This is a genomic window from Pantoea sp. UYEF8, from assembly GCF_040546285.1.
Classification (GTDB): Bacteria; Pseudomonadota; Gammaproteobacteria; order Enterobacterales; family Enterobacteriaceae; genus Pantoea; species Pantoea brenneri.
The window spans coordinates 174,243-190,802 of sequence record NZ_JBEPNM010000002.1 but is presented as its reverse complement, the minus strand read 5'-3'; the positions used below and the strand labels follow the sequence as shown (position 1 = coordinate 190,802).

16 protein-coding genes are annotated in these 16,560 nt (G+C 56.1%); 8 read left to right on the top strand and 8 right to left on the bottom strand.

The genetic code is table 11. The annotated features are described in order from the left end of the window. Window positions 1-10 precede the first annotated feature (10 nt). Entirely contained in the window at window positions 11-199 is a 189-nt protein-coding gene (locus ABIB18_RS04390; RefSeq protein WP_031376780.1) for a YnbE family lipoprotein, read from the bottom strand. Beyond that, window positions 196-2,826 carry a YdbH family protein gene (locus ABIB18_RS04385; protein WP_354473712.1) on the bottom strand — a complete coding sequence of 877 codons (2,631 nt, stop codon included), beginning with the start codon at window positions 2,824-2,826 and terminating at the stop codon, window positions 196-198. Before ABIB18_RS04385 ends, ABIB18_RS04390 begins: the two co-directional genes overlap by 4 nt. 147 nt (window positions 2,827-2,973) lie before the next feature. Here ABIB18_RS04385 and ABIB18_RS04380 point away from each other — a divergent pair, with 147 nt between their 5' ends. After that, window positions 2,974-3,966, top strand: a complete 993-nt coding sequence (locus ABIB18_RS04380) for a 2-hydroxyacid dehydrogenase (RefSeq protein WP_069728367.1) — start codon at window positions 2,974-2,976, stop codon at window positions 3,964-3,966. Between the two features lie 31 nt (window positions 3,967-3,997). Here the strand turns inward: ABIB18_RS04380 and ABIB18_RS04375 are convergent, their stop codons facing one another. Further along, window positions 3,998-4,273, bottom strand: coding sequence for a putative hemolysin (locus tag ABIB18_RS04375; protein ID WP_069728368.1), 276 nt, complete (start codon window positions 4,271-4,273; stop codon window positions 3,998-4,000). Between the two features lie 184 nt (window positions 4,274-4,457). Between ABIB18_RS04375 and ABIB18_RS04370 the strand changes: the two genes are divergently transcribed. Both ABIB18_RS04370 and ttcA read left to right on the top strand, forming a co-directional pair. Then, on the top strand, window positions 4,458-5,114 hold the full coding sequence (locus ABIB18_RS04370; protein ID WP_031376784.1) for an MgtC/SapB family protein: 657 nt from the start codon (window positions 4,458-4,460) through the stop codon (window positions 5,112-5,114). A gap of 149 nt (window positions 5,115-5,263) precedes the next feature. Beyond that, the gene (gene ttcA, locus ABIB18_RS04365; RefSeq protein WP_031376785.1) at window positions 5,264-6,184 is read left to right on the top strand and encodes a tRNA 2-thiocytidine(32) synthetase TtcA; all 921 of its coding nucleotides are present in this window, start codon (window positions 5,264-5,266) and stop codon (window positions 6,182-6,184) included. 47 nt (window positions 6,185-6,231) lie between these two features. Here ttcA and ynaL read toward each other — a convergent pair whose 3' ends face one another. The 3 genes from ynaL to ABIB18_RS04350 all read right to left on the bottom strand — a co-directional run bounded on the left by ynaL (window position 6,232) and on the right by ABIB18_RS04350 (window position 9,414). Beyond that, entirely contained in the window at window positions 6,232-6,378 is a 147-nt protein-coding gene (ynaL, locus tag ABIB18_RS04360; RefSeq protein WP_162836816.1) for a proline-rich small protein YnaL, read from the bottom strand. A 315-nt stretch (window positions 6,379-6,693) separates the two neighbouring features. After that, the gene (zntB, locus tag ABIB18_RS04355; RefSeq protein ID WP_031376786.1) at window positions 6,694-7,677 is read right to left on the bottom strand and encodes a zinc transporter ZntB; all 984 of its coding nucleotides are present in this window, start codon (window positions 7,675-7,677) and stop codon (window positions 6,694-6,696) included. Between the two features lie 117 nt (window positions 7,678-7,794). Further along, window positions 7,795-9,414, bottom strand: a complete 1,620-nt coding sequence (locus tag ABIB18_RS04350; protein WP_069728369.1) for a peptide ABC transporter substrate-binding protein — start codon at window positions 9,412-9,414, stop codon at window positions 7,795-7,797. 155 nt (window positions 9,415-9,569) lie between these two features. Between ABIB18_RS04350 and mpaA the strand changes: the two genes are divergently transcribed. Continuing rightward, on the top strand, window positions 9,570-10,277 hold the full coding sequence (gene mpaA, locus ABIB18_RS04345; protein WP_069728370.1) for a murein tripeptide amidase MpaA: 708 nt from the start codon (window positions 9,570-9,572) through the stop codon (window positions 10,275-10,277). Here mpaA and ycjG read toward each other — a convergent pair. Next, window positions 10,252-11,235 (bottom strand): L-Ala-D/L-Glu epimerase, encoded by a 984-nt coding sequence (gene ycjG / locus ABIB18_RS04340; protein ID WP_159222940.1) that lies wholly within the window; start codon window positions 11,233-11,235, stop codon window positions 10,252-10,254. The genes mpaA and ycjG overlap by 26 nt on opposite strands. Window positions 11,236-11,390: 155 nt before the next feature. Between ycjG and tpx the strand changes: the two genes are divergently transcribed. Then, window positions 11,391-11,894: a thiol peroxidase gene (tpx, locus tag ABIB18_RS04335; protein ID WP_031376975.1), complete on the top strand. Its 504-nt coding sequence runs from the start codon at window positions 11,391-11,393 to the stop codon at window positions 11,892-11,894. 52 nt (window positions 11,895-11,946) lie between these two features. On the opposite strand, the gene tyrR is transcribed toward tpx, so the two are convergent. Beyond that, on the bottom strand, window positions 11,947-13,512 hold the full coding sequence (gene tyrR / locus ABIB18_RS04330; RefSeq protein ID WP_031376976.1) for a transcriptional regulator TyrR: 1,566 nt from the start codon (window positions 13,510-13,512) through the stop codon (window positions 11,947-11,949). Window positions 13,513-13,741: 229 nt separating this feature from the next. On the opposite strand from tyrR, the gene ABIB18_RS04325 reads away from it, so the two are divergent. The 3 genes from ABIB18_RS04325 to ABIB18_RS04315 are packed head-to-tail and all read left to right on the top strand — an operon-like array spanning window position 13,742 to window position 16,514. Then, complete coding sequence (locus ABIB18_RS04325; RefSeq protein WP_031376977.1) at window positions 13,742-14,101, top strand: GtrA family protein; 360 nt, start codon at window positions 13,742-13,744, stop codon at window positions 14,099-14,101. Next, on the top strand, window positions 14,098-15,042 hold the full coding sequence (locus ABIB18_RS04320; protein ID WP_354473711.1) for a glycosyltransferase family 2 protein: 945 nt from the start codon (window positions 14,098-14,100) through the stop codon (window positions 15,040-15,042). The genes ABIB18_RS04325 and ABIB18_RS04320 overlap by 4 nt, the downstream gene beginning before the upstream one ends. A gap of 53 nt (window positions 15,043-15,095) precedes the next feature. After that, window positions 15,096-16,514, top strand: coding sequence for a glucosyltransferase domain-containing protein (locus ABIB18_RS04315; protein WP_354473710.1), 1,419 nt, complete (start codon window positions 15,096-15,098; stop codon window positions 16,512-16,514). Window positions 16,515-16,560: the final 46 nt, after the last annotated feature.

Here is a 16,560-nt window from a genome sequence, read left to right as displayed (position 1 = left end):
CTCGCTCTCCTCAGAACAGATCGCTCTGGTTTTTCAATAACGCTTCCACGTCTTTATCTACTTTGATGTGAATCTCATGCTCGATTTTCACGTTCATATTGATGGTGATCGGATCTTTGGGTGCCGTCACTTCAATGCGTGGCACACAGCCGATCAGCGGCAGCCCGGCTGCCAGAACCAGTAATGCCCTGAGGCTCATGGTGAGGTGTCCTTGTTCGATGGCAGAGTGGCATGTTGCTCCACCCAGGATTGCAAATTATCGCCAAAGCGCAGACTGCGCCACAGCTGAAACAAATTTTCCTGATGATGATAGTTGAGGTTGACGGTCTGCCGACGGTTGCTGAAGCGGCTGACGCCCTGCACCTGCGCTTCCATGGTGAGATCGCCGAGATTATTCAGGTTGATGGTGGCCCACGAGCGGGAAATCTCCATGTAGCGCAGCCAGTCCAGCGCCGCGCCGGTCGCCACGTTATTGCGGGTGATCGCATCCGCCATATTTTTATCGAGCCGGAAGGTCAGCGGACCACTGTTGGCGATCCACCCTTTCTCGATCAGCCAGCGCGGATTATTCAGCCACAGCGGCAGCTCGCCGTTTACCCGTCCGGACATGGCAAACTGTTTTGGTTTGATCGCCGTCACCAGCTCGCTCAGGCTGATATTGCGCAGTGATACCCGCGCCGGCTGATGCTGCGGCATCTGAAGCGCCGGTAAGCTGATCTGCCCGCCCAGCAGATCGAGACTGACATCCTGCAGGGTCAGCGGTGCCTGTTCGCTCCACGGCCAGGCTCCCTGCAGATCGGCACGAATGTTCTGCATCGCAAACTGATTTTTTACCTCGGCGATGCGCAGCGAAACCGGACCGTGCTGACCAAACTGCCACTGCTGATCTTTCAGCCGGAACGGCAGCGAGAAATCGACGCCGTTAATCTGGCTGTCCGGAGTCCAGAGACTGCCCGCTTTGACCGTCCAGTGCCCACCGGCCTGAAATCCCTGATCGCGCGCCGCAGAAAATGCCACCTGCGCCTGCAGTTCGCCGCTGCGGATCTGCATTTTCAGATCCGGACTGAGTAACGGCTGGAATACGGTTAACGATTGCTTTGGCCACCAGGCTTCGCCACGCAGCCGTTCACCATCCCAGCGACCGTGGACCCGCAGCGGCCCCACCTCACCGGCGTTGAGCGCACCACGCCAGATGAAATTCCCCGGGTCGCGGCCCGTGGCCTCAAAGTCGAGCGTCGCGTCCGCCAGCCTGCCGCCATAACTGAAACGGGTTGGCCCCGCCTGCAGCCTGAAGCCGCCGTTAAACGCCGGATGCGCCTCAGCGCGCTGCCAGTAGACCGGCGCGGTCAACGTCAGACGGGGCTTTTCAACCTGGACGCTGCCATAAGCGAGGTGATTGAAGCCGGTGGAGAGCGTATCGAGATGAATCAGCGTATCCCGCCAGCCGCCGGTGCCTTTAACATCCCAGCGCGCCTGCAGCGGCCGCATCTCGCCCCCGCCCCAGTAGCGCCAGTTCCATTCGCCTTTATCCGGCCAGAAATCATTGGCGCGACCGTCCAGGTGCAGCCGGAAACGGCCAAAACTGGCGTCGTGCGCATTGAGGATCGCCTGCAGCCGCCCATCAATCCCCTGCGTGGAGAGCCGGACGCCCGCCAGCGGCCAGCGCGCCTCATCCACCTCCAGCGTCGAGAGCAGACGACCGCGCAGTCGCAGCAGCGATTTAGGTTGCAGCAAAAGTTGTGGATCGAGCAGTGAGCCGCTGAGCAGACCCGGAATCGAGCCGTAAAGCTGCAGGTCAGAGAGCTTGCTTTCGCCCGTCAGCTGAAACGGCAGGTGGCTGTCGGTCAGGCTCAGATGACCCGGACCGATACCCAGCACCACGTTGCCTTTGCCGCCGCGTCCCTGCGTCAACAGGTTAATCCGGCCGCTAATCTGGCTGGCGTCGAGGCCCGCCTGCCAGTTGTCCAGCGTCAGATTAATGAAACCTGACAGCGGCTGACCCGCCAGCGGCCAGAAATACTGACCCTGCTGGATGCGAATCTGATCGTGGCTCGCCTGCCACGGCAGTTGCAGCAGCGGCTGCAGGGTATCCGGCATCGCCACGCTCAGTACGCCCTGCTGCTGCTGCCAGTTAAGGGTCAGTTGCAGCGGATGCGGCAGCGCGGTCAGCGCCAGCTGTCCGGCCACTTCACCGTTGACCGGCAGCCCGCTGGCGAAAGTCGGAAGTTCGAGGTGGCCGCTCAGGGTGATCGGCTCAGGTAAAGCGGCATGATTAAGCGTCAGGCGACTGATGGCGAGCTGCTGGCCGGTCAGCGTCGCCGCCAGCTGCAGGTTCTCACCCTGATAACGGAGTTGCTGACGCTGTTTTTCCAGCGTCAGATCCAGCGCGCCGGCGTAGGTCTGCCACGGCGTGACGACCAGCTTCGCCAGATGAATGTCGGCCCCCGGCAGCATCGCCTGCCACTCGGCCAGCGTTTTGGGCGCTGGCGACGGGCCGTCACTGGCGGGTAATTTTTGCAGGCATTCGCTGTTCAGCGTCAGCTGTGCGGCATTGAGCTTCCAGCGTGAATCGTGCCAGTCGAGCGAGGCCGACTGGATCTCCGCCAGCAGGCAATCCTGGGCCAGATAGCGAATGCCGGGAAACCACAGGCCGCCATCCCGCCAGCGCGGCGATCCGGAGAGCGCAATGCGGGTCTCTGCCGGCAGCCAGATGCCGACTAACCGTGGCAGCCATTGAGTGATCGTCAGCAGTAAGCCCAGCAACAGCAGAATCAGCGCCAGAATGGCCGCCAGCCGTCGCCGGAAAATCCGTGGCATCACAGCCATAATCCTTTTCCTTACAGTATCCTGACAACGATGATGGCATGTAACGCCCCGAAGGTGAAGGTCTGGCCAGCGCGCAAATCAGCGGTTAGAGCAAAGTCAGTCAGAAAACGTTATCCTTGATCCACACCCGTATGCAGGAGCACAACGATGAAGATCGCGGTTTACAGCACCAAACATTACGATCAGAAGTACTTCGAACAGGTTAATCAGCAATTCGGTTTTGAGCTGGTTTTTTTTGACTTTTTGCTGACCGAGAGCACGGCGAAAAACGCCGTCGGTTGTGATGCCGTCTGTATCTTTGTCAATGATGATGGCAGCCGCCCGGTACTGGAGGAGCTGGCGTCGCTGGGCGTCAAGTACATCGCTCTGCGCTGTGCCGGTTTCAACAATGTCGATCTGGACGCGGCGGCGGAACTGGGTCTGCCGGTCGTCAGGGTACCGGCCTATTCGCCGGAAGCGGTGGCGGAACATACGGTCGGTCTGATGCTTACCCTGAACCGCCGCATTCATCGCGCCTATCAACGTACCCGTGACGCCAACTTCTCACTCGACGGCCTGACCGGATTTAATATGCACGGTAAAACCGCGGGCGTCATTGGCACCGGTAAAATTGGCATCGCGACAATGCGGATCCTCAAGGGATTAGGCATGCGCCTGCTGGCGTTTGATCCCTATCCCAGCGATGAGGCGCTGGCGTTGGGGGCCGAATATGTCGATCTGAAAACGCTGTTCGCAGAATCGCACGTGATTACGCTGCACTGCCCGCTGACGCCGGAAAACTATCATCTGCTTAACGCCGACGCGTTCAGCCAGATGCGTGATGGCGTGATGATCATCAACACCAGCCGCGGTAGTCTGATTGATTCACAGGCAGCGATTGATGCGCTGAAACAGCAGAAGATTGGGTCGCTTGGCATGGACGTGTATGAGAATGAACGCGATCTGTTCTTTGAAGATAAGTCGAATGATGTGATTCAGGACGATGTGTTCCGCCGGCTTTCTGCCTGCCACAACGTGCTGTTTACCGGTCATCAGGCGTTCTTAACCGCCGAAGCGCTGACCGCCATCTCTGAAACTACCCTGAATAATCTCAGCCAGCTCGATCGCGGCGAAAATTGCCCGAATCGTATCTCTGCCTGAACATGCGGGCCGGAACTCTCCGGCCTGTCACTTAACGGGCGCAGCGTCCGCCAATCAATGCCTGTTCATCACAGCGACGACCATTCACTAACTGACACATGCCGACCCGGGAACCGTCCAGCTGATGGGAAAAAGCCAGCGTGCCGCCTGCATTGGAACAGGTACTTTCAGCCAGCGAGGACATCATCACCCTGGGCTGGATATGGGCGGCTGTCGCCTGTTGCGGTGGCTCGTTGTCATCACTGTTGCTGCTACAGGCAGAGAGGATCAGCGCGGCACCGGCCAGCAAAAAGGTGGCTGCTTTCATCAGTCAGACTCCGGGGGTTGGGGTTAAAGGCTGAGCCAGCATATGTCAGGCAGCGCAAGGGGTCGAGGGGTGAAACAGCTTTTTACAAAATTCTCCAGCGACATTTGCAAGCAGAATTATCTTGTTTACCTGCTATCAGGGAATCGTCAGACTTTCCCGGCGTTTATTAAATCGGAGTAATGCCATGTTAATTGACATGTTAATTCGCATCGCGCTGGCGGGGGTGCTGGGCGGTCTGATCGGAATGGAACGTCAGATGCGGGCCAAAGAGGCGGGACTGCGCACCCACATTCTGGTGGGGATTGGCAGTGCGATGTTTATGCTGGTGTCGAAATATGGCTTTGCCGATATGCTGAGTAATGAGCACGTCGCGCTGGACCCGAGCCGCGTGGCGGCCCAGGTGGTCAGCGGCATGGGCTTCCTCGGCGCGGGCACTATCATGATTCAGAAACAGGTGGTGAAAGGGTTAACTACCGCCGCGGGTCTGTGGGTCACCGCAGCGATTGGCCTGGTGATCGGCAGCGGGATGTACGAGATTGGCATTTACGGCACGGTACTGGCGCTGGTGGTGCTGGAAGTGTTTCGCCGCCTCAGCCATTTTCTGATTGGCAAACACCATACGCTGCTGGTATTTCTTAAACCCAAAAGCGTCCCGCTGGTGCTGCTGGTGATGCAGCGGGAAGGCATACGCTACGGCAACGTGACGGTGATCAATCGCGATGAAGAGAGTGGCCTGTGCGAACTCAGCGTTCAGGTGACGTTGTCACGCAAATCAAACGATGCGCATCTGTACGATAAGGTGATGGAAATCAAAGGTGTGCAGTCGCTGGAGATGATGTAATCAGCTTTACTGCGGGCACGCCGGTTTTTGCCCCTGCCCGCCGCCAATTGGCACTGGTATTTCAGCGCACATTAAGTACCATACGCAGCAAAAGTTATTTCTATCGTCAGCCATGACGCTGACGTCTCTGTTTACAGGCCAGGAATCACGTGACCAGTTCAAAAGAACAGTATAATTTTAACAAATTACAGAAACGCCTGCGTCGCCATGTCGGCGAAGCAATTGCTGATTTTAATATGATCGAAGAAGGCGACCGCATCATGGTCTGCCTGTCAGGCGGTAAAGACAGCTACACCATGCTGGAAATTCTGCGCAGCCTGCAAAAGAGTGCGCCGGTCAATTTCAGCCTGATTGCGGTTAACCTCGATCAGAAGCAGCCGGGTTTCCCGGAGCACATCCTGCCGGAATATCTGGCTTCGCAGGGTGTCGAATACCGGATAATCGAAGAAGATACCTATTCGATCGTTAAAGATAAGATCCCGGAAGGCAAAACCACCTGCTCGCTCTGCTCTCGTCTGCGCCGCGGTATTCTTTATCGTGCCGCCAGCGATCTGGGTTGCACCAAAATTGCGCTGGGCCACCATCGTGATGACATCCTGCAAACCCTGTTCCTGAACATGTTCTACGGCGGCAAGATGAAAGGCATGCCACCCAAGCTGATGAGCGATGATGGCAAACACATTGTGATTCGCCCGCTGGCCTACTGCCGCGAGAAAGATATCATCCGCTTCTCTGAAGCTCGTCAGTTCCCGATTATCCCGTGCAACCTGTGTGGCTCTCAGCCGAACCTGCAGCGTCAGGTGGTGGCCGATATGCTGCGTGACTGGGACAAGCGTTATCCGGGCCGTATCGAAACCATGTTCAGCGCAATGCAGAATGTAGTTCCTTCGCACATGGCGGACATCAACCTGTTCGATTTTAAAGGGATTAAGCACGGCGATGCCGTAGTGGATGGCGGCGATCTGGCGTTTGACCGTGAGACCCTGCCACTGCAACCCGCAGGCTGGCGGGCGGAAGAAGAGGATGCGCCGGATGTCAGCGCGCGTCTGGACGTGGTGCAGATTAAATAAGCCACTCCGCCACGATTAAGGGCGTGCTGTTAACAGCACGCCCTTTTTTATATGTTTCGGTGCGGTGGCGGATCCATTACCGGCGGAAACTCCGGGTCCGGTGGCGGATCGGGTTGCGGTTGTGGCTGGGGAATCGGGTCAGGAATCGGGGTCGGATCCGTGGGGATCGGCTCGCTGTTAAGAATCGCGTTCATGCCGTGCTCCTTTTCTTGCGAATGAAGTTTAAGCATAGGAAAGGAAACGCATCACAGCCAGGCGGCAAAAAAAAAGCCGGCACAGTGGCCGGCGTGTTTCGAATTAAATGTGCTATGCATTAATTCTAAATCAGGAAGTAAGACAATATGGAGCGCAACGCCCATCGCTTGACGTTGCATTCACCTGCGGGAGAGAGTTTGCGTCAGTCGCCCTTAAGGGTTATTGATATCGATCAGCTTTTTTTCGCTTAGCGCTGCCAGCGTTGGTTGAGTGGCGTTTTTCAGGCCGGTCAGCGCAATCCGCCGGTGATACCGCTACAGCCAGCGCCGCTTGCGCAGGTAGCCGGCCACGCTGAGCGCCAGCACCACCAGCAGCAGGCAGAAGATCGAAAAGCCGTAACGCCACTCCCCACCCGGAATGCCACCCAGATTGACGCCGAACAAACCGGTGAGAAAGGTGGCGGGCAGGAAAATCATCGCCATCAGCGACATAGTGTAGGTGCGGCGATTCATCGACTCCGCCATCTGCGAGGCGACTTCATCGGCCAGAATAGCGGTCCGCGCCACGCCAGCGTCGAGGTCATCCAGTCCGCGTCCGAGGCGATCGGCAATCTCCTGCATCCGCCGCCGTTCACTGTCGTCCATCCACGCCAGCTTCTCGCTGGCCAGCCGGGCATACACGTCGCGCTGCGGTGCCATATAACGCCGCATCACAATCAGCTGCTTGCGCAGTAAGCCCAGTTCGCCGCGCGCCGGCATCCGCTGGTCCAGCAGCGCATCTTCCATTTCGATGATTTTGTCGTGCAGCTCTTCGATAAATTCGCTGGTGTGATCGGTCAGCGCATCGCAAACGTCCACCAGCCAGCTGCCACAGTCGATGGGCCCGTTACCGTTTTGCAGATCGGTCAGCACCTCATCCACCGCGAACACTTTGCGCCGCCGGGTCGAAACAATCAGTTTATCGTTGATAAACACCCGCATCGCCACCAGCTGGTCGGGACGCGCATCGCTGTTATGGTTGACGCTTCGCAGCACTATCATAAACCCGTCGCCCAGCCGGCTGACGCGCGGCCGCATGCTATCGCCGGCTAACGCGTCACGCACCGCATCGGGGATTTGCGGCGTCGATTGCAGCCATTCCGCGCTCTGACGATGGGTATAATTCAGATGCAGCCAGCAGGGCCGCTCGCAGTGGATCACTTCATCTTCTGCAATCGGGATCAGCCCGCCCTTTCCATCCAGCTGGCAGGAAATAATGGCGTCTGAAACCTGCAATGCTTTTCCGTCAATTACATCCACAACCTTGCCTCACTACTAAAATCAATACGATACAGTCTAGCGTGGCGGCGTTGAGTTGCAATCACCGGGCTGTGTAGAAAGATGTCAGTCTGCGGCCTGACTACAGGCCGCAAACGGCTAGTGCTTTTCAATCCACAGTTCGCGGCTGTAGGCCACATCTTCCGGGTTGGTGATCGGGTAGCCTTTGACCCAGGGTTTAATCAGGCGGCCGTTGGTGTACTGGTAGATCGGCGCGATCGGCGCCTGAGCAGCCAGAATCTGCTCGGCACGGTTGTAATCACTGTTGCGTGCCTGGTCGCTGGTCTCTTTGCTGGCCCTGGCGAGTACCGCGTCGTATTCCGCATTGCTGAAGCGCGCGATATTACTGCTGTTGCCCGAGGTCAGCAGATTGAGGAAGGTGGAGGGCTCATTGTAATCGCCAACCCATGAGGCGCGGATAACGTCGAAATTACCGCTGTTGCGGCTGTCGATGTAGGTTTTCCACTCCTGATTCTCCAGCGTGACATCAACGCCAAGGTTCTTTTTCCACATCGAGGCCACCGCAATCGCGATTTTCTGATGGCTTTCAGAGGTGTTGTACAGCAGCTTGAGGCGCAGCGGCTTGTCCGGTCCATAACCGGCTGAGGCCAGCAGGGCTTTGGCCTGGGCATTGAGACTGTTTTGATCGTGCTGCTGCTGGAATGACGGCAACGGCTTAAAGCCGGCGGTGACGTCCGGCGTAAAGTGCCACGCGGGCTTTTCGCCGGTTCCCAGCACCTTGTCGGCAATAACCTGGCGATCAATCGACCATGACAGCGCCTTACGCACCCGGACATCCGCGGTCGGGCCTTTTTGGGTATTAAACGCGTAATAATAGGTACCGAGCTGGTCCGGCGTATACACCTGCCCCGGCAGCGTTTTCTTCAGCAGTGCATACATGTTTTTAGGAAAGGATTCGGTAATGTCGATATCGTCTGAGCGGTAGCGTTTGGTGGCGCTCGACTCTTCGTTGATCGGTACGAAGGTCACTTTGGTCAGCACCGAATGGGCATCATCCCAGTAGTGCGGGTTACGCGTCAGCACAATTTTCTCATTCACCACCCGCTCGCTCAGCTGATAGGCGCCGTTACCCACCAGCTTGCCTGGCGCAGTCCAGCTGTCGCCCTGCCGGGCAATCACCTGCTGCGGAACCGGAAACAGCGCCACGTTGGCGACCAGCGCCGGGAACCACGGCACCGGACGGTCGAGCGTAACTTTCAGCCGGTTGTTGTCCTGAGCCACCACGCCCAGCTTGTCGGGCGTCATTTCGCCTTTGGTGATCGCTGCTGCATTCTCAATACCGCTTAAGCCGGCAAACCAGGCAAAGGCCGAACTGTTTTTAGGATCGACCAGACGTTGCCAGCTGTAGACGAAATCCTGAGCGGTGACCGGCTCGCCGTTGGACCAGCGGGCGTTATTGCGCAGGGTAAAGATCCAGGTTTTGTTATCGCTGCTGCTCCAGCTTTGTGCCACGCCAGGAACGATTTTGCCGTGCGCATCCTGATTGGTCAGCCCTTCAAACAGATCGCGGATAACCTGAATTTCCGGCAGCCCCACCGCTTTGAGCGGATCGAGCGAAGCGGGCTCATCTTTGATATGACGGACAATCTGTTGCTGGTCAGCGAGTTGTGCGCCGGCGGGTAGCGTCGCCGCCATGGCGGGTGTGAGTACGCTGCTCAGGCTGAGCGCCGCCAGCGTCATGCAAAAGGTCTTAACCATCATCACTCCTTTACCCCAAAGAAGCGCTGCCCCGGTCCGATGCCGACGCAGCTTGTCTTGCGGCACTTTATCGCAAATTGCTGATTGATAAATAGCTATTTTCCGCGCGCCGCTTTTCCGCTACTTTTAGGAAAACCCTTTCAGAGGAAATCACCATGTCGTCATTACACCCACGACCGCTGCGCGGCAAACTGGACGTTCCGTACCAGCAATATGGCCGTTCAGTGCTGGGCGCGCCGCTGCTGTGGTTCCCGGCTCCGCTGGGCGATGCCGACAGCGGACTGATCCTGGCGGGCACCCACGGCGACGAAAATGCGGCGATCGCCACGCTCTCTGCTGCGCTTCGCACGCTGCCGGACGCGCTGCGCCGTCACCACGTGGTGCTGGCGGTCAACCCGGATGGCTGTCAACTGGGATTGCGCGCTAATGCTAACGGCGTCGATCTTAACCGCAATTTCCCGGCGGCGAACTGGCAATCAGGCGACACGGTCTATCGCTGGAACAGCGTGGCGGATGCGCGTGACGTCGCCTTATCCACCGGCAGCCATCCGGCATCTGAACCGGAAACTCAGGCGCTGTGTGCCCTGATTCATCAGCTCAAGCCGCGCTGGATTGTCTCCTGGCACGAGCCACTCGGCTGCATAGACGATCCGCATCAGGCGGAGATCGGCGGCTGGCTGGCGCAACAGACCGGCCTGCCGCGCGTCAGTAGCGTGGGTTATGACACGCCAGGCTCGTTTGGTAGCTGGTGTAAGGATCTCAGTCTGACGTGCGTCACGGCAGAAATGCCGGTGATTTCAGTGGATGAAGCCACAGAAACCTATCTGGAGATGATGGTTAATCTGCTGCGCTGGCAGCAATAATCAACTGACCGTTCTGCACTTTAATGGCTGGTTCTGCGTCGACCGCCAGCCAGGTCGGCCCGTCTAAGTCGGCAAAGCGGGTTTGCGGCACCAGCGGCAATGCGGCGCGAATGGCGCGTGAGGTACAGAGCATGCAGCCAAGCATCAGCGCAAAGCCTTGCTGCTGTGCCGTCGCCGCCAGCGCCAGCGCCTCGGTCAGTCCACCGGCTTTATCCAGCTTGATGTTGACCATCTCATAACGACCGCGCAGCGCGGCCAGGCTGTCACGGGTGTGGCAGCTTTCATCGGCGCAGATCGGCAACGGATGAATAAAGTTCTCCAGCGCCGCATCTTCTCCCGCTGGCAACGGCTGCTCCAGCATCGCCACCCCGATATCGGCCAGCAGCTGACAGCGCGCCGCCAGTCCCTCCGCATGCCACGATTCGTTAGCGTCGACGATTAACGTCGCCTGTGGCACTGCGGCGCGGATCGCCATCAGTCGTTCGGTAATAAAATTGTTATCCAGCTTAATTTTCAGCAGTGTCGCCCCGTGCTGCCACAGCGCCTGGGCGCTGCTGGCCATCGCTTCCGGCGTATCAATGCTGACGGTCTGGGCAGTGACCACACCCTCGGGTGCCGCCACGCCGCTGAGCTGCCACAGGCTGCTCTGTTGCTGGCGGGCCGCCAGATCCCATAACGCGCTATCGATAGCGTTGCGCGCCGCGCCGGCGGGCAGTGCCTGTTGCAGCGCTTCGCGCGTCATTCCCTGCTGTAAGGCAGGCAGCAGCGAGGCGATTTGTGCCAGTACCGAGGCTTCGGTTTCACCGTAGCGTGCATAAGGCGTCGCTTCACCGACCCCTTTCATGCCCGCCTCTTCAATTTCAACCACCACCACTTTTACTTCAGTGCGTGTTCCACGGGCAATGACAAACGGCGTATGTAGCGGCCAGGCTTCGGGATAACTTTTTACCGTTCTCATTTACTCTCCAGAATCTGCAACGCAATGGCAGGCTGCCTGCGCTAAACTCAATAATTGAACTCGTAAACCCTTAAATTTTATGTCATAAACAACGACTATAGCGCGTTTTTAGCCGTTTATAAGTCAGATCTCTTCACCATCAAAAAGGAATCAGTATGTCTCAGACTGTTCATTTTCAGGGTAACGCAGTACCGGTTGCGGGTCAGTTTCCTCAGGCTGGCGATAAAGCCAAAGCATTCACGCTGGTGGCAAAAAACCTGGTCAACGTTGCGCTCTCTGAGTATGCAGGAAAACGTAAAATTCTGAACATTTTCCCCAGCATTGATACCGGCGTCTGTGCCTCTTCAGTACGCAAGTTTAATCAGGCGGCGGGTGAACTGAATAACACGGTTGTGCTGTGCATCTCTGCTGATTTGCCGTTTGCCCAGTCGCGCTTTTGTGGCGCAGAGAACCTCAGCAACGTAGTAACGCTGTCGACCCTGCGCGGTTCAGAGTTTAAGTATGACTACGGTGTGGAAATTGCCGATGGTGCGCTGGAAGGCCTGACGGCACGCGCGGTCATTGTGCTGGATGAAGACGACAAGGTGATTTATAGCCAGCTGGTGGATGAAATTACCACTGAGCCGGACTATGACGCGGCGCTGGCAGCGCTGAAGTAAAAAAAAAGCGGATAACCCGGTTATCCGCTTTTTTATCACCCTCGCAGGTCACCTACTCACTTTCAGTTCGCTTCTGCCCCAATCCATATTCACGCAGCTTATTGGCAATCGCGGTGTGCGATACGCCGAGCCGTTTAGCCAGCTTGCGGGTGCTGGGATAGGAGAGATAGAGCCGGGTCAGAATCGAACGCTCAAAACGGCTGGTAATCTGATCGAGCGTGCCTTCCAGTGCCTCATCCCCCAACGACACATCCAGCGCCTGCTCCGGTAACACGATATCCTGAGGACGCAGTTCATAGCCTTCGAGTTGGGTCAGCGCGCGGTAAAGCGCATTTTTCAACTGACGCACGTTACCTGGCCAGGCATAGCGGGTTAAAAAGGCATTAAGCTGCGGCGACAGGCGCGGACGAGGCATCCCCTGTTCGTCGGCGAAGCGGGCGACAAACATCTCGGTCAGCGGCAGGATATCCTGCGGACGGTCGCGTAGCGGTGGCAGATGCAGGGTCAGGACGTTCAGCCGGTAAAACAGATCCTCACGGAATTCGCCGCGCTGCACCAGCTCAATCAGGTTCTTCTGGGTGGCGCAGATGACGCGCACATTGACATGCACTTCATGCTCTTCGCCGACCCGGCGGAAAGTCCCATCATTGAGGAAACGCAGCAGCTTGGTCTGCATTCTTGGCGACATCTCGCCGATCTCATCCAGCAAGACAGAGCCGCCATTAGCCTGTTCAAAGAAGCCTTTCTTACCCTCCAGCGCATTCGGGTAAGCCCCGGCGGCATGACCAAACAGTTCGCTCTCGGCAACATCATCCGGCAGCGAGGCGCAGTTAAGCGCCAGGAACGGCTTTTTACCGCGCGCGCTGCGCAGATGACAGGCGCGCGCCAGCATATCTTTACCGGTGCCAGTGTCACCAATGATCAGCAACGGCGCATCGTGCATCGCCAGCTTGCGCGCCTGATCCACAACCTGACGCATTTTTGGCGTCACCGCGACAATATGGTCAAACTCCGATTCGTCGGTTACCACCAGGTTCTGTAACTGCTGGCCCATGCGCGCGGTGGATTTCAGCATCACCATGGCACCAACCGGCTGATCGTTCTGGCCCTCTTCACCGGAAAGATAGATCGGTCGCGCTTCCATCAGGAAATCCCGTCCTTCAATCACCACATGCTGGGCCTGCGCTTCCACCCGCTCGCTTTCCAGCCAGCGCATGAAATTAAAACCGTTAATCAGGTTACCGGCACTGAAATTTCGCATCTTCTGTTCGTCGAGATTGAACAGATTCTGCGCCGCCGGGTTCGCCAGTTCCACTTTACTTTTCAGATCGATGGAGAAGACCGGTTCCGGCATCGCCACCAGCAGCGCACTCAACGCACGATGCTCACGTTCCGAAGGCATGTACGCCACGGTACGCACATCTGTTACGCCCGGTGTACGCCGGATTTCTGCCATCAGGCTGCTGAAAGCATCAAATTCCAGCGCGGAAAAGTTGAGGTAGATGCGGCCTAACGCCGCGATTTCGATACCGCGCAGATCGATATTGCGCGCAACCAACAGGTCGAGCAGTTCGCGCGTCAGACCGATTCGGTCCTGACAGAACACTTCCAGACGCATTGCGATGGCCTTAATCAGGTTCAGATGGGGCGATGATACGCTAAGAGATGCGCCAGCAGAAAGGGCTCTGTCAGGAAAAGTTGACAGCCACGCGGCGTTTGGCTGCCTTTTGTACTGTCTGCTTCTGATGGGGCTGGCGGGCTTGATTGTCAGTCTTTGTCAGTACGAAACTGTTGATCGGTGCGGACTTACTGTATATTTCACTCAACCCATTAATAATGATTATAAAATGCTTACTTTCTTTGCTAAATATCTGACCGTTGGCGTAGTGAATACTCTGATCCATTGGGTCACATTTTTTATCTGCATCAGTCAGGGTTTACTGCAGTCCACTGCGAATGTTATTGCCTTTGGTCTGGCGGTAACCTTCTCATTCTTTGTTAATGCACGCTGGACCTTTAATCAGCAAGCCACACCCTTTCGCTATATTTTGTACGTGATATTTATGGGCGCGATGGCCTTTGGTGTTGGCTATCTGGCGGACCGGATCGGCCTTTACCCGCTCGTTACGCTGATAACGTCTTCGGCCCTGAGCCTGGCCTGTGGCTTTATCTTTTCCCACTTTATCGTGTTTAAAGGAAATAAATGAAGATTTCTCTGGTGGTGCCGGTTTTCAATGAGGAAGAGGTGATTCCTCTTTTTTACGATGCCGTCAGGAAATATGCCGCATTTGCCGAGTGGCAGGTCGAGATCGTTTTTATTGACGATGGCAGTACGGACGCCACCCGGGCACTGATTGCCCAGCTTAGCCAGCGCGATCCGCTGGTGAGTACCCTCTCCTTTATCCGCAATTTTGGCAAAGAGGCGGCGCTGTTCGCCGGCCTGGAAGCTGCTACGGGTGATGCCATCATTCCGATTGACGTTGATTTGCAGGACCCGATTTCGCTGATCCCACAAATGGTCAGCAAGTGGCAGGCGGGTGCTGATATCGTCTTAGCCAAGCGAATTGACAGAAGCGCCGATGGCCATCTGAAACGTAAAACCGCGCACTGGTTTTATAAGCTGCATAATTGCATCAGCCATCCTCAGATAGAAGAGAACGTGGGTGATTTCCGGCTGATGTCACGGGAAGTGGTGGAAAATATTAAGCTGCTGCCTGAAAAAAATTTATTCATGAAAGGTATTCTTAGCTGGGTTGGCGGGCAGACAGAGATTGTCGAATATATCCGTACAGAACGGATAGCGGGCAACAGTAAATTCAGCGGCTGGAAGCTCTGGAATCTGGCGCTGGAGGGACTGACCTCATTCTCGACCTTCCCGCTTCGTATCTGGTCGTACATTGGTTTTCTGGTCGCCTCATTAGCCTTTCTTTATGGCCTGTGGCTGATTGTCGACAAACTGCTGTTTGGCAATCCGGTGCCGGGCTATCCCTCGATCCTGGTTTCAGTGCTGTTTCTGGGCGGCGTTCAGCTTATCGGCATTGGCGTGCTCGGCGAATATATCGGTCGCATCTATATGGAGACCAAAAACCGGCCACGTTATATTTTACGAAACAGCGATAAGTTAAAAAAAAACAGTACTGAAAGATGATGAATTATGCCACCGCGTGGCAACAGCAGCGTGCCAATAACAAAGGATGAAAGATGATGATCGGTAAACAGGGCCTGAGCCGTGGCAACGTGTTTGCGCTCTTTATAGTGGTGTTTCTTTTTGCATACTATCCGGCTTATTTAACCCATTATGCCTATACCGATGACTGGACCAACCTCTACTGGGCCATCTTCGATCAGCGGAGTATTTTAAACTGGGATACGTTATCAGGCCGGCCGGTGTACGGAATCATCCAGTATGCCGCCTCTTTTATTGTTGATAGCGTAGAAAAACTGGCGCTGCTGCGTGCAGTGGCAATTATTCTGCTTATTTTTACCGGCTATTATCTTTATACCCTGACTCAGAAATACGCGCTGATGGAAAGCCAGGCGCAGCGCATAACCTTTTCACTGTTGCTCTGCCTGCTGCCTTCTTTCCAGGTTTATATCGCCTGGGCATCCTGCTTTCCCTATATCGCCGCGATTCTGCTGGCTGGCGCGAGTTATCGATGGTCCGTGAAGCCAGGCGTAGCTGGGCCACTATTGGCGATCTTTCTGCTGACCATCGCCTTCTGTATTTATCAGCCAGCTGCGATGAGCTTTACCTTTTTTGCCATGCTGGATTTGTGCCTCTCAGCACGCAGGATCGATAAAAAACGTGCCGTGATTTCGCTGGTGGTATTGGGCGCGGGCATGTTTGCCGCCTTGATTGCGTCGAAGGTGTTGCCAGTCCAGCTTTATGGCCATGCGCTGCCGCGTTCGGCATTTAGCTACGATCTGCTGAATAAGGTGAAATGGTTCTTTTCAGAGTACCTTAAAAACATCATCTGTCATTTTGATCTCGGGGCAAAAACCGTTTCGGTGATTCTCTCTTTAATCGTCATTGGCTTTGGGCTAAAGAAAATTAAAGCCGCTGGCACTGATAAGTTCTGCCTGATCTTTTTTTTATTGCTGATCGCCGCGCTGCCCAATCTGATTGTCAGTGAAAGCATGGCAGCCTATCGTACCCTGATTGCCGGCGCCCTGATTTCAACCAGCATTTTTATTGTCGGTCTGTTTGAGATCAGCCAAAAATTTAAATGGAAAAAGTGCTTATATGCCGCGCTGGTGCTGGCAGCGGCTTCACTGGCAATCAGTCATCTCAACAACGGCTATTCGGTTCCGGCGCGTAAAGAGTTTGCGCTGCTTAATCAGGCCATCACCTCTCAGGTGCCAAAAGATTTCCATGGCGCGCTCTATTACCGTCTGACCGGAGAATATCTGCCGAAAGTGGCGACATTGCGTAAATATGATGATTTTGGCGGGCTGGGATTAAGCATGTCATGGACCTTTGCCGGCATGGCGCACTTTATCCGGCAACAAAACGGCATGGCGTTTACGCTGCCGGCGAATCCGGTTATTACCGACGAAGCCGGTTGTCCGGGTGACTGTCTGGTTATCGATTCGCGCGCGGTGCTGCGTCAGCCTCATTAAGCGCAAAGAAAAGGCGGCCAGCCAGGCCGCTCTTGTTGATTGCGTC

Coding starts and splice junctions, on each gene's coding strand:
- ABIB18_RS04390 (WP_031376780.1), bottom strand. CDS start 199: ATGAGCCTCAGGGCATTACTGGTTCTGGCAGCCGGGCTGCCGCTGATC.
- ABIB18_RS04385 (WP_354473712.1), bottom strand. CDS start 2,826: ATGGCTGTGATGCCACGGATTTTCCGGCGACGGCTGGCGGCCATTCTG.
- ABIB18_RS04380 (WP_069728367.1), top strand. CDS start 2,974: ATGAAGATCGCGGTTTACAGCACCAAACATTACGATCAGAAGTACTTC.
- ABIB18_RS04375 (WP_069728368.1), bottom strand. CDS start 4,273: ATGAAAGCAGCCACCTTTTTGCTGGCCGGTGCCGCGCTGATCCTCTCT.
- ABIB18_RS04370 (WP_031376784.1), top strand. CDS start 4,458: ATGTTAATTGACATGTTAATTCGCATCGCGCTGGCGGGGGTGCTGGGC.
- ynaL (WP_162836816.1), bottom strand. CDS start 6,378: ATGAACGCGATTCTTAACAGCGAGCCGATCCCCACGGATCCGACCCCG.
- ABIB18_RS04350 (WP_069728369.1), bottom strand. CDS start 9,414: ATGGTTAAGACCTTTTGCATGACGCTGGCGGCGCTCAGCCTGAGCAGC.
- mpaA (WP_069728370.1), top strand. CDS start 9,570: ATGTCGTCATTACACCCACGACCGCTGCGCGGCAAACTGGACGTTCCG.
- ycjG (WP_159222940.1), bottom strand. CDS start 11,235: ATGAGAACGGTAAAAAGTTATCCCGAAGCCTGGCCGCTACATACGCCG.
- tpx (WP_031376975.1), top strand. CDS start 11,391: ATGTCTCAGACTGTTCATTTTCAGGGTAACGCAGTACCGGTTGCGGGT.
- tyrR (WP_031376976.1), bottom strand. CDS start 13,512: ATGCGTCTGGAAGTGTTCTGTCAGGACCGAATCGGTCTGACGCGCGAA.
- ABIB18_RS04325 (WP_031376977.1), top strand. CDS start 13,742: ATGCTTACTTTCTTTGCTAAATATCTGACCGTTGGCGTAGTGAATACT.
- ABIB18_RS04320 (WP_354473711.1), top strand. CDS start 14,098: ATGAAGATTTCTCTGGTGGTGCCGGTTTTCAATGAGGAAGAGGTGATT.
- ABIB18_RS04315 (WP_354473710.1), top strand. CDS start 15,096: ATGATGATCGGTAAACAGGGCCTGAGCCGTGGCAACGTGTTTGCGCTC.